This window comes from Halorubrum ezzemoulense, assembly GCF_004126515.1.
GTDB lineage: Archaea > Halobacteriota > Halobacteria > Halobacteriales > Haloferacaceae > Halorubrum > Halorubrum ezzemoulense.
Map to the genome: position 1 here is coordinate 101,066 of NZ_CP034940.1, position 15,569 is coordinate 116,634.

The following is a 15,569-nucleotide window of genomic DNA, read 5'->3' on the forward strand; positions in this document are numbered from 1 at the left end:
ATGGCAACGGGGATCGTCGGGGAGTTCCTCGATCTCAAGGCGGAGACGGACGCGGACGTCCTCGCGATGCAGTGCGGCGACTTCTACGAGTTCTTCGCTGACGACGCCGAGCTGGTCGCCGACGAGCTCGATCTGTCGATCTCGCAGAAGTCCTCCCACGGCTCGTCGTACCCGATGGCGGGCGTGCCCCTCTCGGAGCTGACGCCGTACGTGAACGCCTTGGTCGAGCGCGGCTACCGGGTCGCGGTCGCCGACCAGTACGAGACCGAGGACGGCGACCACGCCCGCGAGATCGTCCGCGTCGTCACGCCGGGCACGGTGTTGGAGACGAGCGACGACGACGCGCGCTACCTCGCGGCCGTGGTGCGGGAGGAGGGCGCGACCGGCGCGACCGCGGACGCCGATGCCGACGGCCCCTACGGGCTCGCGTTCGCCGACGTGACCACGGGACGATTCTTGGCCACGACGGTCGACGACGGCGGCGACCTGCGCGCCGAACTCTACCGGTTCGACCCGGCCGAGGTGCTGCCCGGGCCGCGGGTCCGCAACGACGACGGCCTCCTCAGCGCGGTCCGCGAGGACCTCTCGGGGCGCGTCACCGCCTTCGACGCGGAGGCGTTCGCGGCCGGGCGCGCGGAACACGCGGTGCGCGAGCAGTTCGGCCGCGAGACGACCGACAGCGTCGGGCTCGACTCGACGCTCGCCGTCCGCGCCGCGGGCGCGGTCCTCTCGTACGTCGAGGAGACGGGGGCGGGCGTGCTCGCCTCGATGACGCGCCTGACGGCGTACGGCGCGGACGACCGCGTCGACGTGGACGCGACCACGCAGCGCAACCTCGAGATCACGGAGACGATGCGGGGCGACGCCGACGGCTCGCTGTTCGACACGGTGGACCACACACTCACGGCCGCCGGCGGGCGGCTACTCCGCGAGTGGCTCACCCGGCCGCGACGTGACCGCGAGACGCTCGACGACCGGCTCGACGCGGTCGAGGCGCTGGCGTCCGCGGCGCTCGCGCGCGACCGGCTCCGCGAGGTGCTCGGCGACGCGTACGACCTCGAACGGCTCGCGGCGCGCACGACGAGCGGGAGCGCGGGCGCGCGCGAACTGCTCTCGATCCGCGACACGCTCGCGCTGCTGCCCGCCCTCGCGGACGCGCTCGACGACACCGCCCTCGCCGACTCACCCGCGGCCGCCGTGCTCGGTAGGGTCGACCGCGACCGCGCGGCCGCGCTCCGGGAAGAGCTCGCCGACGCCCTCGCCGAGGATCCGCCCAAGGCGAAGACGAGCGGCGGACTCCTGAAGCGCGGCTACGACGACGAACTCGACGACCTGATCGACCGCCACGAGGGCGTGAACTCGTGGCTCGACGGGCTCGCGGAGCGCGAGAAGCGAGAGCACGGGCTCAGCCACGTCACCGTCGACCGCAACAAGACGGACGGCTACTACATTCAGGTCGGCAAGTCGGTCGCCGATCAGGTGCCCGAGCACTACCGCGAGATCAAGACGCTGAAGAACTCGAAGCGGTTCGTCACCGACGAGCTCGCGGAGAAGGAGCGGGAGGTCCTCCGCCTGGAGGAGGCCCGCGGCGAGCTGGAGTACGAGCTGTTCGAGGAGCTCCGCGAGCGCGTCGCCGAGCGCGCGGAACTGCTTCAGGACGCCGGGCGCGCCGTCGCCGAACTCGACGCGCTCGCCTCGCTTGCGACCCATGCCGCGCGTCGCGACTGGACGCGCCCGGAGCTGACGACGGAGCGCCGGCTCGACGTGGAGGCCGGCCGCCACCCCGTCGTCGAGGGGACGACCGACTTCGTCCCGAACGACCTGCGGCTCGACGCCGACCGCGGCTTCCTCATCGTCACTGGCCCGAACATGAGCGGCAAGTCGACGTACATGCGGCAGGCTGCGCTGATCCAGCTGCTCGCGCAGGCGGGCTCGTTCGTCCCCGCGCGAGCCGCCGAGGTGGGGCTCGTCGACGGCATCTACACGCGCGTCGGCGCGCTCGACGAGCTGGCGCAGGGTCGATCGACGTTCATGGTGGAGATGCAGGAGCTGTCGAACATCCTCCACTCGGCCACCGAGGACTCGCTGGTCATCCTCGACGAGGTCGGCCGCGGCACCGCCACCTACGACGGCATCTCCATCGCGTGGGCCGCGACCGAGTACCTCCACAACGAGGTCCGCGCGCGCACCCTTTTCGCCACCCACTACCACGAGCTGACGACGCTCGCCGACCACCTTCCGCGCGTCGAGAACGTCCACGTCGCCGTCGACGAGCGCGACGGCGAGGTGACGTTCCTCCGCACCGTCCGGGACGGCCCGACCAACCGCTCGTACGGCGTCCACGTCGCCGACCTCGCCGGCGTCCCGGACCCCGTCGTCTCCCGCTCGGACGAGGTCCTCGACCGGCTCCGCGAGGAGAAGGCGATCGAGGCCCGCGGCTCGCGGACCGGGAGAAACGGGAGCCGCAGGGGCGCCGGCGGCGACGGCGAAGGCGGCACCCAGCAGGTCGTGTTCGACCTCTCGTCCGGGTCGTTCTCGGACGCGTCCGACGCCGACGGGGAAACGGGAGCGGACGCCCAGCCCTCGAACGCGCGTCGGAACGGAGGCAATTCCGCGGACACGTCGGTCGAATCCGGCGGCTCCGGCGGCGCTGCGAAGACCGCAGCGACCGGATCCGACGCCGAGGCGGCCGAGCGGCTCGACGCCGAGACCCGCGCCGTGATCGAGGAGCTGAGCGACGTCGACGTCGCGGAGACGCCCCCGGTGGAGCTGCTCTCGCAGGTCCAAGAGTGGCAGGAGCGACTCGACTGAGGCCGCGTCCGCTCGCCGGGGGGTGCGTCTGACGTAAGAACTAATGTCCGACCTCGTCGTGTGGTGTGTATGGGCATCATGAGCAAGATCCTCGGCGGGGGTGGGAGCCGCTCCGTCGACGACTACGTCGAACTCGACGCGGACGACTTCGCCGACGCGCACGCGGAAACGGACACGCAGGTACACTTCGCGGAGATCGCCGACCAGAGCGACGTCATCCCGATCAAGGACGCGGTGTACGACGGCGACTTCGTCATCGCCGACATCACCCGCCACTCCACGTCGGACCGGACGATAGAACACGTCTACGACGAGCTCCGGCAGGTCGTCCAGGAGGTCGACGGCGACATCGTCCAGAAGGGCGACGACCAGATCATCGTCACCCCCACCGGCGTCAAGGTCTCGCGGCAGAAGCTATAGGCGCGCCCTCCCGACCGCTCGTCCCCGTTTTCCTCTCGTGACCCCGGCCTCGCGGCCGGCATTCGGGCGTACCGGTCGAACCGTGTCATATATGCCGTTCTCCCGCCCACGTAGAGTCGAATGGACGAGCCGGTACTGCTGACGGGCGCCGGCGGACGGGTGGGACAGGCCATCCTCCGCGGTATCGGCGACGACTACGACTGGCGGCTCCTCGACCGCGAGCCGCTCCCGGCGGCGAAGGTGCCCGACGGGGTCACCGACGCCGACCGGTACGTCGCCGACATCACCGACGAGCGCGCCGTCCGCGAGGCGATCGCCGACGTCGGCGCGGTGATCCACCTCGCCGGCGACCCGCGGAAGACGGCGCCGTGGGACTCCGTCCTCCGGAACAACATCGACGGGACGCAGGTCGTGATGCGCGCCGCCGCCGAGGCCGGCGTCGAGAAGTTCGCGTTCGCCTCCTCGAACCACGCCGTCGGCGGCTACGAGACCGACGAGCGGACGCCCGACCTGTACCGCCCCGAAGACGAGTACCGGCTCGACGGGAGCGAACTCCCGCGCCCCGGCAACCTCTACGGCGTCTCGAAGGCGGCCGGCGAGTCGCTCGGCCGCTTCTACCACGACGAGTTCGACATGAGCGTCGTCTGCGTCCGCATCGGGAACCTCACCAAGGACCACCCGCCCCGCGAGTACGAGCGGGGGCAGGCGATGTGGCTCTCGCACCGCGACTGCGCGCACCTGTTCGACCGCTGTCTCCGGGCGACGTACGGCTACGAGGTCGTGTACGGCATCTCGGACAACGACCGGCGCTACTACTCCATCGAGCGAGCCCGCGAGGCGCTGGGCTACGACCCCGCGGACAACTCGGGCGACTATACCTTCGAGGGCGAACCCAAGCCGGACCGCGACACCGAGACGAACGGCGGCCGCTACGCCGCCGGCGCGGACGCCGCCGACGCGCCCGCTGAGCCCAACTTCCCGGCTGACCCGGACGCGCCGAGCGACGACGCCTGAGCGGCCGCCGCCGGCCGCCCTCGCGCCGGACCGCGCCGCTAGAACAGGTCCTCCACGTCCCGCCGCTTCCGCTCTTCTCGCTCCACGTGGTCGCCCAGTCGCGCGGCCACCTGCGGCCGCGCGTCCGGCGTCCGCAGGTACGCGAGCAGCAGTTCGGCGAACTTGGTCCGCCCGGTCCCGCGCTCCGCGGACGCGAACTCGGCCGCGGTCGCGAGCGTCGCCGCGTCGCCCGGCTCGCCCGTCGCCGCGAGCGCCGGCACCGCGAGACCCACCGCCCCGAGCGACAGATCGCCGAACGTCGGCGTCTCGCCGTCGACGCGGATCCGCGGCGGCGTCGCCGGCCCCGTCGCCTCTGGCGCCTCGGCGAGCCGCTCAGCCCACTCCCGGACGGGGGCCATCGCGACCCCCAGCGAGTCGGAGTCCGCCGTCAGCGCCGTGACGGCGTCCGCCGCGCGCTCGGAAGCGCCCGGCTCGTCGCCGTCGGTCGCGCGGTGCGTCGCCGTCGCGGTCGCGGTCAGCCCCCGAAGCAGTCGCTCGGCGTCCTCCGGTCGCTCTGCGTCTTCCCCGCCGCCGTCATCGATCGACGCCCCCGCCGCTTCCCAGACGTGACGCGCCGCGAGGGGATGCCCCTCGTTGAACAGCGCGGCGCCGGCGACGACGCGATCGCGATGGACGGCGTCCCCGCGGTCGCTCCGTGCCTCCGAGTCGCGGTCGCTCACGCGTCGCGGTCGGTGGCGGCGAGTGATAAATGTCGAGTTCCGCGAACGGCTCGGGGGAGGGCGGAGCGTCAGCGGGAGGCGGAGGGTTCGTGCGTCAGTGGGGTCGGTCAGGTCTCTCGGATGCTCGCGTCGTCGGCCGGGAGGCGGAGCGTCCGGCCGACCGCGCTCGGATACCGTCGGTGGAGCGCCGCGCCGACGACCGCGCCGGCGAGGGCCGCCAGCGCGACCGCGGCCGCGATCGGAAACGCGAGGACCCCGACCACCACGGCCGGCAGCGCCGCCAAGGCGATCGTCGCGCCGAGCGACGGGAGGGACTCGGTCGGGTGCGGGCACGCGTACAGGTCGGGGCGAACCATGCGTCTGGAGGGGGGTCGATCTGCTGTCATCGTCGGATTGGGGTGTGGTGCGAGGCGTGCGCCTCGCGGTCGGCGTCAGTTCGGCCGCCGGAGACCGCACCGCGCGGTCGGAGGGCGACGGATCGGTGTCGAGAGCAGTCCGGTAGAAGCGGTCGCTCGCGTCGGCAGCGAGCGGGCCGCCCCCGCGTCGGGGTCACGCGGCGACGGCACCGAGGAGAGCGGCGACCGGCCCGCGGACCCGTTTCCGGACGCTCCAGCGGGGGGCGAACGTCGGAATGGGGTCGCGGACGGTCATGGATTCGACCCGGCGGTGGGGACCGACCGGGCGTACGTTCACCGTGTGACGGAACCGGATTAATAGTTTCCCGTGTGTGGAAACCAATGTCGTGGCCGGTCTCCGCCACTCCGCTCGGCGTCGGCGGATCCACCAGTACACTAACCACGTGGGGGGTCGTACTGTCGATCGACGTGTCCAGTAGTCTACTCCCAGTGATCGCGGTGATTCTCGTCTCGGGGCTCGCGGTCCAGCTGCTCGCTCACCGGCTCCGGGTGCCGAGCGTCATCTTCTACCTCGCAATCGGCGTGGTGCTCGGACCCGAGCTGCTCGGCCTCGTCACGCTGGAGACGTTCGGTGAGGGGCTGGAGATCATCGTCGGACTCAGTGTCGCGATCATCGTCTTCGAGGGGGCGTTCGCGCTCCGGATCGACCGGATCCGCCGCGCGTCGACGGTGTCGCTCCGGCTGGTGACGATCAGCGCGGTCGTGATGTTCCTCGGCACCGCGGCGGCGGTCCGCGCGTTCACGGACGGCACGTGGGAGATCGCGCTGCTGATCGGCGCGCTGCTGGTGGCGACCGGCCCGACCGTCATCACGCCGATCCTCAACGTGGTCCGGGTGCGGGACCACGTCGCGACCGCGCTGGAGACGGAGGGGATCGTCAACGACGTGACGGCCGCGATCGTCGCGGTCGTCATCTTCGAGACGCTGCTGCTCGATGACCTCGGCGTCCCCGCGACGGTGCTCTCGTTCCTCCAGCGGTTCGGCGTCGGGGTCGCCGCGGGGCTGCTCGCCACGGGGATCATCTACCTGTTACTGGACAGCGACATCGTCCCCGAACGCGACGTACAGGCGTCGCAGTTCCTCGTGCTGTCGGCCGCGATCGGCTCGTTCGCGGCCGCCGAGGCCGTCGCCGCGGAGGCGGGCATCGCGGCGGCGGCGACGAGCGGGACCCTCCTCGGGAACCTCGGGATCGACAACCGCGAGGAGATAGAGACGTTCGCGGAGAACACCACCACGATCGTCTTATCCTTCGTCTTCATCTCGCTCGCCGCGCTGATCGACGTCGAGGCGATCGCCGGCCTCGGGGTCGGCGTGATCGCGATCGTCGCCGTCATCATGCTCGTCTTGCGACCCCTCGGTGCGTTCCTCGCGACGTTCGGCGTCGAGCGGTTCACCCGCCCGGAGCGCCTGTTCATCGCGACCGTCGGGCCGCGGGGGATCATCCCGGCGAGCGTGGCGACGCTGTTCGCCATCGAGTTGGAGCTCGCTGGCAGCATCGCCGCCGGCGAACTGCTCGTCGGCACGGTGTTCGCGGTCATCTTCGCGACGGTCCTCGTCGAGGCGGGGTTCGCGCGGCAGATCGGAGAGTTTCTCGGAGTGTCACCAATGCGCACGATAATCATCGGCGGGGGCCGGGTCGGTCAGGCGCTCGCCACGCGACTGGAGAACAGGGGCGAGTACGTCGTCGTCGTCGAGACGGACCCGGACGTCGCCGAACGGGCGCGCGCAGAGGGGTTCACCGTCTACGAGGGGGACGGCAGTGACACGGAGGCGCTTCGCGCCGCCGACATCGACGACGCGAAGCGGTTCATCACGACGACGGCCGACGACGACATCAATCTCCTCGCGTGCCAGCTCGCCATCACCAAGTTCGACGTTGAGTCCGTCTACTCACGGGTGAACGACCCGGACAACGTCGACGCCTTCGACAGCATCGGCGTCACCGGCATCGACGCCACGACGGCGACCGCGGCGGCCATCGACGACGAGATAGAACGCCCCGCGCTCACCCACTGGATGAACGAGCTCGGCGACAGCCACGACGTTCAGGAGGTTGAGGTGACCTCTCGCGAATTGGCGGGGAAGAGCATCCGCGACCTCAACGCGCGGATCCCGGACGACACCTTCGTCGCCGTGATCAGCCGCGACGGCGAGAACCGCGTTCCCTCGGCCGACAGCGTCCTCGAAATGGGCGACAGCGTGACGTTCATCGGCGCCACCGACGGGGTCCGCCGAGCGATGGAGCGGTTCCACCCGCACGATTAACAGCTCGGTCAGATCGCCCGTGGAGTGAGGGTGACCGGTTCTGAGCCCCAGTCGCGGGGGCGACATACTCTCCACTGCGCCCGTCGTTTGGTGTGGCCGAAACGTCTCGACGGAGTCCGACGCGAGTGAAACAAGCGTCGGGCACGTCGGGACCGAACGCAGCCGCTGCCGAACGAAGTGAGGCAGCCGCAAAGTGAGCGTCCTGACGGAGATTTGAACTCGGAAAGCCGTTCGGCCTCGCTTCGCTCGGCCGCTGCGACTTTCCTGCTCAAATCTTCGCGGAGTTTTCGGACACACGCACGGCTCGCTACGCTCGCCGTTTGGTTTGTCCGAAAACGTCCTGACGGAGATTTGAACTCCGGTCCCTGGCTCCGCAAGCCAAGAGGATAGTCCACTACCCTACCAGGACTCATCTCTACGTATCGCGGTGGAACTTAAGACGGTTACGGTCCGGCGGCCGCGTGCCTGCGGTCCGCATACTCCCCGTGCCGGATGAACACCTTTTGTATCGACGGGACCCATGAACGCCCATGAGACGCTTTCGAGCCGCGACCGCGACCCGCTCCGGTCCCCGTGCCGACCGGGGGGTGTCCGGCGCGACCCCCGGCCAACGGCAACGCTTATGCGCGAACCCGTCGACCACGGAGGGACGAGTATGGGCGCCATAGAGGAGGTGTACGAGGACCTCGACACCGACGTCGAGTTCGAGGAGTTCGAGGCCGCCGTCGAGGACAAGGTCGAGCAGATGGGCGGGCTCGCGGACGAGGAGACCGCCGCGATGCTCATCGCACACGAACTGCGCGACGAGGAGGCCGACACCATCGCCGACATCGAACCGGGGATGAACGAAGTGAAGTTCCTCGGCAAGGTGACAGCCATCGGCGAGATCCGGACCTTCGAGCGCGACGACGAGGACGCGGAGGAGGGTCGCGTGTGTAACGTCGATGTCGCCGACGCCTCCGGCTCCGTCCGGGTCGCACTGTGGGACGACATGGCCGCGGCGGCCGAGGAGGAGCTCGAAGTCGGGCAGGTCCTCCGCGTCATGGGCCGTCCCAAGGAGGGGTACAGCGGCCTCGAAGTGAGCGCGGACAAGGTCGAGCCGGACGAGGACGCCGAGGTCGACGTCCAAGTGCTCGACACCTACCGCGTCGAGGACCTGACGCTCGGGGCGTCCGACGTGGACCTCGTGGGGCAGGTGTTAGACACCGACTCGATCCGGACGTTCGACCGCGACGACGGCAGCGAGGGACGCGTCGCCAACCTCACGCTCGGCGACGAGACGGGGCGCGTGCGCGTCACGCTCTGGGACGGGAAGGCCGACCTCGCCGAGGAGTTCGCGGCGGGCGAGGTCGTCGAGGTCGGCGACGGCTACGTCCGCGAGCGCGACGGCGACCTGGAGCTCCACGTCGGCGACCGCGGCACGGTCGAGCGCGTCGACGAGGACGTCGAGTACGTCCCGGAGACCACCGACATCGCCGACCTCGAGATCGGCCAGACCGTCGACATCGGGGGCGGCGTCATCGAGACCGACCCGAAGCGGACGTTCGACCGCGACGACGGCAGCGAGGGACAGGTCCGCAACGTCCGGATCAAAGACGAGACCGGCGAGGTCCGCGTCGCGCTGTGGGGCGACAAGGCCGACCGCGAGATCGAACTGGCCGACCGGGTCGTCTTCACCGACGTCGAGATCCAGGACGGCTGGCAGGACGACCTCGAGGCGTCCGCGAACTGGCGCTCGACCGTCTCCGTCCTCGACGAGGGGAGCGACGCGGCGGCCGGCGTCGCGGGCGGCGCGTCCGGGGCCGGAAGCACCGGGGGCGACGGAGACGGCGGCGGGTCGAACGAAACCGGCCTCGGTGCCTTCTCCGATGACGGAAAGAAGGCGGCGGCCGAGGCCGTCGCCGGTGAGGCCGGCGACGAGGAAGGGAGCGGTGCGAGCGGCGGCGCGGCGACCGCGGCGGCGGAGCGATCGGACGGCGCCGTCGAGTTCACCGGCACGGTCGTCCAGACCGGGGACCCGGTCGTGCTCGACGACGGACAGCAGACGAAATCGGTCGACACCGACGCGAGCCTCCGGCTCGGCGAGGAGATAACCGTCCGCGGCCCGGAGCGCGACGGGACCATCGACGCCGACGACGTCTTCTGACGCGCCCGACCGCCGCGGCGGCCCGTCCGGATCCGGCGGCAAAGCGGGTAACGGAAAGCGTTATACGACACACGGACGCGACTGTGTGTATGAGTGTCGAGTTACCGTTCGCGCCGGTCGACGGGATCATCCGGCGGAACGCGGGGGAACTCCGCGTCAGCGCGGACGCCGCCGAGGAGCTCGCGCGACGGATCCAATCGCACGGCGCCGAGCTCGCCGTCGACGCGGCCGAGCAGGCGACCGCGGACGGCCGGAAGACGCTGATGGCCGCGGACTTCGGCGTCGAGCAGGTCGTCGGCCGGGAGGATCTCACGCTCCCGGTCGCGCCCATCGACCGGATCGCTCGACTCCGGATCGACGACCGCTATCGGGTCGGCGTCGACGCGCGCGTCGCGCTGGCCGACATTTTGGAAGACTACGCCGACAACGTCGCGAGCGCGGCCGCGACGCTGGCCCGGCACGCGGACCGACGGACCGTACAGGCCGAGGACATCGAGACGTACTTCGCGTTGTTCGAGTAGATGCAGTTTGGCTACAGCGAGCGGTGTCTCGACCACGACACCGGCGAGCGACACCCGGAGAACCCGGACCGACTCCGCGCGATCCGCCGCGGTCTCGCGAAGCGGCACGGCGTCGAGTACGTCGAGGCCGATCCCGCGGCGAAGGCGGCCGTCTCGGCCGTTCACGACCCCGATTACGTCGACGAACTGGAGTCGTTCGTCGCAGACGGCGGCGGCAGCTGGGACCCCGACACCGTTGCCAGCGACGGGACGTGGGACGCGGCGCTCACCTCGGCCGGGCTCGCCCAGTGGGCCGCCCGCGCGGCGCTCGACGGCTCGACCGCGCGGCAGACCCCGTTCGCGATCGGCCGCCCGCCGGGCCACCACGCCGTCACCGACGACGCGATGGGGTTCTGCTTCTTCAACAACGCCGCCGTCGCGGCCCAGACCGCCCTTGACGAGGACCTCGCTGACCGCGTCGCGATCTTCGACTGGGACGTGCACCACGGGAACGGCACGCAGGACATCTTCTACGACCGCGGCGACGTCCTCTACGCGTCGATCCACGAGGACGGCCTCTACCCGGACACGGGGGACCTCGACGAGACCGGCGAGGGAGACGGCGACGGGACGACCGTGAACCTCCCGCTGGCGGCCGGTGCCGGCGACGCCGACTACCTCTACGCCGTCGACGAGGGGATCGGGCCTGCGATCGATCGGTTCGACCCCGACCTGCTGATCGTCTCGGCGGGGTTCGACGCGCACCGCCACGACCCCATCTCGCGGATGCGCGTCTCCTCGGAGGGGTACGCGCTGTTGACCGACCGGATCCGGACGCTCGCCGATGACGCCGGCGCCGCCCACGCGTACGTGCTGGAGGGCGGATACGGCCTCGACACGCTCGCCGAGGGGGTCTCGATGGTCCACGAGACGTACGACGGGCGCCCCCCGGTCGACACCGACGAGGACCCGGACGCGAAGACCGAGTCCCTCGTCGACGACCTGCGGGCGGAACTGGACCTGTAGCCCGGAAGATGGGTCGACGCCGGACTCGCTCGTCGCTATCGCTCCTCGCTCGTAGTCGGCGTCGACAGAAACGCCCGGAGCGGGATTTGAACCCCGGTCGTTCCGCTCGCTACGCTCGCTTCACTCCCTGACTCAAATCCCTTCGACGGTTTCTGCTGTCGCGGTACTCGCTCGTCGCTACCGCTCCTCGCTCGCAATTGCGACAGCAGAAACGCCCGGAGCGGGATTTGAACCCGCGTCACGACCGTGACAGGGTCGTATGATGGGCCACTACACCATCCGGGCAACCAAGCGACAGCGCCCCGAAACCGGGGACGCCCGGAGCGGGATTTGAACCCGCGTCACGACCGTGACAGGGTCGTATGATGGGCCACTACACCATCCGGGCTTGTCGTACCAGTTCGTATCCCTGTCTGGCAAATAAGGCTTGTCATCGCCGACGAGGATGGGGTCCGGTGACAGGGGGGTTGCCTCCGATATCCTTTTGTGTCAACCTCGCGTGTGTGGGAGTGTCGAACGCCCCGCGACCCGTGAGCCGCGCGCGGCGGCGCTTGGTAAGTCTTATGACGCTGGCGCATATACCTACCTGTAGTATCTCGTGATAGCTTCTCCCCACCACCAGCACCCATGGTAGACGTAAGCCAACACGAACTCGTCCCGGACCACGTCCTCCTCGACGACCCCGAGGAGGTCGAAGAGGTCCTGGCGGAGTACGACGTGAAGAAAACGAACTTACCGAAGATCAAACGCACGGATCCCGCGCTCCCCGACGAGGCCGAGGTCGGGGACGTGGTGAAGATCGTCCGCGACTCCCGCACGACCGACGAGGCAGTCGTGTATCGACTGGTCGTCTCATGAACAGGCAAGACCGACGCGTGGTTTCACGCGAATACTTCTCCGACGAACGGCTCGCCGAACACCACTTCCGCTCGTTCAACAACTTCCTGGACCGCGGCATGCAGGAAGTCGTCGACGAGAAGGAGACGATCGAGACGGACATCGGCGACAAGGAGGGCCAGGAGCCCGTCTACGTCGAGCTCGGCGACGTGCGGATGGTCACCCCGCGCGTCCGCGAGGCCGACGGCTCCGAGGAGCTGCTCTATCCCCAGGAGGCGCGCCTCCGCAACATCACCTACTCGGCGCCCGTGTTCATGGAGATGTCCATCGTCCGCGGCGGCGAGGACGAACCGGAGCAGGTCGTCGACACGACCGAGACGAAGGTCGGTCGGATGCCGATCATGGTCGGCTCGGACAAGTGTAACATGGCGGGCTTCTCCGACGAGGAGCTCATCGACATCGGCGAGGACCCCGTCGACCCCGGCGGCTACTTCATCGTCAACGGCTCCGAACGCGTGCTGATGACCTCGGAGGACCTGGCGCCGAACAAGATCCTCGCCGAGTACGACTCGAAGTACGGCGACGAGATCCAGGTCGCGAAGACGTTCTCCCAGCGCCGGGGCTACCGCGCCTTAGTGCTCTGTGAACGCAACCGCGAGGGGCTGCTCGAAGTGTCGTTCCCCTCCGTCTCCGGATCCATCGACTTCGTGACGCTCGTCCGCGCGCTCGGGCTCGAATCCGACGAGGAGATCGTCCACCGCGTCTCGGACGACCCCGAGATCGTGAAGTTCATGCTGGAGAACTTAGAGGAGGCCTCGGTCCAGACGACCGAGGAGGCAATCGAGACCCTCGGCGAGCGCGTCGCGAGCGGTCAGGGGAAGAACTACCAGCTCAAGCGGGCGAACTACGTCATCGACCGCTACCTCCTCCCGCACCTCCACGAGGAGGGCGTCGACGAGGAGGACGTGCGGATCAACAAGGCGTACTACCTCTGCCGGATGGCCGAGGCGTGCTTCGAGCTCGCTCTCGACCGCCGCGAGGCCGACGACAAGGACCACTACGCGAACAAGCGCCTGAAGGTCTCCGGCGACCTGATGCGCGACCTGTTCCGGACCGCTCTCAACAAGCTGGCGCGCGACGTGAAGTACCAGCTGGAGCGCGCGAACATGCGGAACCGGCAGCTCACCGTCAACACGGTGGTCCGCTCCGACGTGCTGACCGAGCGCCTCGAACACCCGATCGCGACGGGGAACTGGGTCGGCGGCCGCTCGGGCGTCTCCCAGCTCGTCGACCGGACCGACTACATGGGCGTGCTCTCGCACCTGCGGCGCCTGCGCTCGCCGCTGTCGCGGTCGCAGCCGCACTTCGAGGCGCGGGACCTCCACGCGACCCAGTGGGGTCGCATCTGTCCCTCCGAGACGCCGGAGGGGCCGAACTGCGGGCTCGTGAAGAACTTCGCGCAGGCGATGGAGCTCTCGCAGACGGTTGAGGACGAACAGGGGCTGAAACGAGAACTGGCGTCGATGGGTGTCGAGGGGATCCCCGGCATCGAGGGCGTCGAACGACAGACGGCGGACGACTGATCATGGCACAAGCAGAACGCGAAGCGAAGGTGTACGTCAACGGGAGCCTCGTCGGCACCCACGAGAACCCGGACGAGCTCGCCGAACAGATACGCGAGGCGCGCCGCCGCGGCGACGTCTCGGAGATGGTGAACGTCTCGGTGAAAGACCGGACCCGCGAGGTCATCGTCAACGCCGACGCGGGGCGGGCGCGACGCCCGCTCATCGTCGTCGAGAACGGCGAGCCGCTCCTCGGCGACGAGGAGATCGAGGCCCTCGAACGCGGCGACGTCGAGTTCGAGGACCTCGTCGAGCGCGGCTACGTCGAGTTCATCGACGCGGAGGAGGAGGAGGACATCCTCGTCGCGGTCGACGAGGAGGACGTGACCGAGGACCACACGCACCTCGAGATCGACCCGCAGCTCGTCTTCGGCATCGGCGCGGGGATGATCCCGTACCCCGAGCACAACGCGAGCCCGCGGATCACCATGGGCGCGGGGATGATGAAGCAGTCGCTCGGGCTCCCCTCGGCCAACTACCGCATCCGGCCGGACACGCGTCAGCACCTCCTACACTACCCGCAGCTGGCGATGGTGAAGACGCAGACGTCCGACCAGATCAGCTTCGACAAGCGGCCGGCGGCGCAGAACTTCGTCGTCGCCGTGATGTCCTACGAGGGCTTCAACATCGAGGACGCGCTGGTGATGAACCAGGGCTCCGTCGACCGCGCGCTCACCCGATCGCACTTCTTCCGGACCTACGAGGGCGAGGAGCGCCGGTACCCCGGCGGCCAGGAGGACCGCTTCGAGATTCCGGACCAGGACGTTCGCGGCGCGCGCGGCGAGGACGCGTACACCCACCTCGACGAGGACGGCCTCGTCAACCCCGAGACGAAGGTCGACGAGTCGTCCGTCCTGCTCGGGAAGACCAGTCCGCCGCGCTTCCTCGAAGAGCCGGACGACATGGGCGGGCTCTCACCGCAGAAGCGCCGCGAGACCTCCGTGACGATGCGCTCGGGCGAATCGGGCGTCGTCGACACGGTGACGCTGATGGAAGGCGAGGACGGCTCCAAGCTCTCGAAGGTGAAGGTGCGCGACCAGCGCGTCCCCGAACTGGGCGACAAGTTCGCGTCCCGACACGGACAGAAGGGCGTCGTCGGCCACCTCGCGCCCCAGGAGGACATGCCGTTCACCGAGGAGGGGGTCGTCCCGGACCTCGTGATGAATCCGCACGCGCTGCCGTCGCGGATGACGGTCGGCCACGTGCTGGAGATGCTCGGCGGGAAGGTCGGCTCGCTCCGCGGCTCGCGCGTCGACGGGACGCCGTTCCAGGGGGAAGACGAGGAGGAGCTCCGCGGTCAGCTGGAGGAGTACGGCTTCGAGTCCTCCGGCAAGGAGGTCATGTACTCCGGCGTCACCGGCGAGAAGATCGACGCCGAGATCTTCGTCGGGACGATCTTCTACCACAAGCTGTACCACATGGTGTCGAACAAGCTCCACGCCCGCTCGCGCGGGCCGGTCCAGGTGCTCACGCGCCAGCCGACCGAGGGGCGCGCCCGCGAGGGCGGGCTGCGCGTCGGGGAGATGGAGCGCGACACGATCATCGGCCACGGCGCGTCGATGGTGCTCAACGAGCGGCTGCTGGAGTCCTCTGACGCCGAAACGGTCCACGTCTCAGCGGAGACCGGGCTCGTCGCCGTCGAGGACCGCGAGCAGCGCCGCGTGTACGACCCGGTCACGGGCGACGAGGACGACATCCACGAGCTGGAGGTCAGCTACGCGTTCAAGCTGCTGCTCGACGAGATGATCGCCCTCGGCATCCGACCGAAACTCGAACTGGAGGACGCGATTTAG

The 15,569-nt window shown here is 69.6% G+C and carries 12 protein-coding genes and 3 tRNA genes; 10 read left to right on the forward strand and 5 right to left on the reverse strand.

The genetic code is table 11. The features are described 5' to 3' along the window. The 3 genes from mutS to azf all read left to right on the forward strand — a co-directional run bounded on the left by mutS (position 1) and on the right by azf (position 4,245). The gene (mutS, locus tag EO776_RS00470) at positions 1–2,811 is read left to right on the forward strand and encodes a DNA mismatch repair protein MutS (protein WP_100050423.1); all 2,811 of its coding nucleotides are present in this window, start codon (positions 1–3) and stop codon (positions 2,809–2,811) included. Between the two features lie 69 nt (positions 2,812–2,880). Next, on the forward strand, positions 2,881–3,231 hold the full coding sequence (locus EO776_RS00475; protein ID WP_049932189.1) for a cell division protein SepF: 351 nt from the start codon (positions 2,881–2,883) through the stop codon (positions 3,229–3,231). 120 nt (positions 3,232–3,351) lie between these two features. Then, positions 3,352–4,245 (forward strand): NAD-dependent glucose-6-phosphate dehydrogenase Azf, encoded by an 894-nt coding sequence (azf, locus tag EO776_RS00480; protein ID WP_049932190.1) that lies wholly within the window; start codon positions 3,352–3,354, stop codon positions 4,243–4,245. A gap of 38 nt (positions 4,246–4,283) precedes the next feature. On the opposite strand, the gene EO776_RS00485 is transcribed toward azf, so the two are convergent. Continuing rightward, a complete protein-coding gene (locus EO776_RS00485; RefSeq protein ID WP_099289059.1) occupies positions 4,284–4,964 on the reverse strand; it encodes a hypothetical protein in 681 nt (226 codons plus the stop codon). A 107-nt stretch (positions 4,965–5,071) separates the two neighbouring features. Continuing rightward, complete coding sequence (locus tag EO776_RS00490; RefSeq protein WP_241897935.1) at positions 5,072–5,320, reverse strand: hypothetical protein; 249 nt, start codon at positions 5,318–5,320, stop codon at positions 5,072–5,074. A 489-nt stretch (positions 5,321–5,809) separates the two neighbouring features. On the opposite strand from EO776_RS00490, the gene EO776_RS00495 reads away from it, so the two are divergent. Beyond that, on the forward strand, positions 5,810–7,645 hold the full coding sequence (locus tag EO776_RS00495; RefSeq protein WP_094520578.1) for a cation:proton antiporter domain-containing protein: 1,836 nt from the start codon (positions 5,810–5,812) through the stop codon (positions 7,643–7,645). 336 nt (positions 7,646–7,981) lie between these two features. Here the strand turns inward: EO776_RS00495 and EO776_RS00500 are convergent. After that, positions 7,982–8,054 (reverse strand) — tRNA-Arg (locus EO776_RS00500). Between the two features lie 246 nt (positions 8,055–8,300). On the opposite strand from EO776_RS00500, the gene EO776_RS00505 reads away from it, so the two are divergent. The 3 genes from EO776_RS00505 (at position 8,301) to EO776_RS00515 (ending at position 11,317) form a co-directional block, all read left to right on the forward strand. Next, positions 8,301–9,791: a single-stranded DNA binding protein gene (locus EO776_RS00505; protein WP_176455048.1), complete on the forward strand. Its 1,491-nt coding sequence runs from the start codon at positions 8,301–8,303 to the stop codon at positions 9,789–9,791. An 89-nt stretch (positions 9,792–9,880) separates the two neighbouring features. Next, positions 9,881–10,312, forward strand: a complete 432-nt coding sequence (locus tag EO776_RS00510) for a histone family protein (protein ID WP_049932198.1) — start codon at positions 9,881–9,883, stop codon at positions 10,310–10,312. Continuing rightward, the gene (locus EO776_RS00515; protein WP_094520576.1) at positions 10,313–11,317 is read left to right on the forward strand and encodes a histone deacetylase family protein; all 1,005 of its coding nucleotides are present in this window, start codon (positions 10,313–10,315) and stop codon (positions 11,315–11,317) included. A 212-nt stretch (positions 11,318–11,529) separates the two neighbouring features. On the opposite strand, the gene EO776_RS00520 is transcribed toward EO776_RS00515, so the two are convergent. Beyond that, positions 11,530–11,602: transfer RNA gene (locus EO776_RS00520), tRNA-Asp, on the reverse strand. Between the two features lie 30 nt (positions 11,603–11,632). Then, positions 11,633–11,705, reverse strand: a tRNA-Asp gene (locus EO776_RS00525). Positions 11,706–11,944: 239 nt separating this feature from the next. Between EO776_RS00525 and EO776_RS00530 the strand changes: the two genes are divergently transcribed. From EO776_RS00530 to rpoB, 3 genes are read left to right on the forward strand one after another with little or no spacing between them, the layout of a single operon-like run. Further along, positions 11,945–12,175, forward strand: coding sequence for a DNA-directed RNA polymerase subunit H (locus EO776_RS00530; protein ID WP_004599097.1), 231 nt, complete (start codon positions 11,945–11,947; stop codon positions 12,173–12,175). Further along, positions 12,172–13,737: a DNA-directed RNA polymerase subunit B'' gene (locus EO776_RS00535; RefSeq protein ID WP_006111499.1), complete on the forward strand. Its 1,566-nt coding sequence runs from the start codon at positions 12,172–12,174 to the stop codon at positions 13,735–13,737. The genes EO776_RS00530 and EO776_RS00535 overlap by 4 nt, the downstream gene beginning before the upstream one ends. A gap of 2 nt (positions 13,738–13,739) precedes the next feature. Continuing rightward, positions 13,740–15,569, forward strand: a complete 1,830-nt coding sequence (rpoB, locus tag EO776_RS00540; RefSeq protein WP_004599095.1) for a DNA-directed RNA polymerase subunit B — start codon at positions 13,740–13,742, stop codon at positions 15,567–15,569.

What these genes read in the sequence shown, in the direction of transcription:
- EO776_RS00530 (WP_004599097.1), top strand. Translation starts at nt 11,945, where the DNA reads ATGGTAGACGTAAGCCAACACGAACTCGTCCCGGACCACGTCCTCCTC.
- azf (WP_049932190.1), top strand. Translation starts at nt 3,352, where the DNA reads ATGGACGAGCCGGTACTGCTGACGGGCGCCGGCGGACGGGTGGGACAG.
- mutS (WP_100050423.1), top strand. Translation starts at nt 1, where the DNA reads ATGGCAACGGGGATCGTCGGGGAGTTCCTCGATCTCAAGGCGGAGACG.
- EO776_RS00515 (WP_094520576.1), top strand. Translation starts at nt 10,313, where the DNA reads ATGCAGTTTGGCTACAGCGAGCGGTGTCTCGACCACGACACCGGCGAG.
- rpoB (WP_004599095.1), top strand. Translation starts at nt 13,740, where the DNA reads ATGGCACAAGCAGAACGCGAAGCGAAGGTGTACGTCAACGGGAGCCTC.
- EO776_RS00535 (WP_006111499.1), top strand. Translation starts at nt 12,172, where the DNA reads ATGAACAGGCAAGACCGACGCGTGGTTTCACGCGAATACTTCTCCGAC.
- EO776_RS00490 (WP_241897935.1), bottom strand. Translation starts at nt 5,320, where the DNA reads ATGGTTCGCCCCGACCTGTACGCGTGCCCGCACCCGACCGAGTCCCTC.
- EO776_RS00505 (WP_176455048.1), top strand. Translation starts at nt 8,301, where the DNA reads ATGGGCGCCATAGAGGAGGTGTACGAGGACCTCGACACCGACGTCGAG.
- EO776_RS00475 (WP_049932189.1), top strand. Translation starts at nt 2,881, where the DNA reads ATGGGCATCATGAGCAAGATCCTCGGCGGGGGTGGGAGCCGCTCCGTC.
- EO776_RS00510 (WP_049932198.1), top strand. Translation starts at nt 9,881, where the DNA reads ATGAGTGTCGAGTTACCGTTCGCGCCGGTCGACGGGATCATCCGGCGG.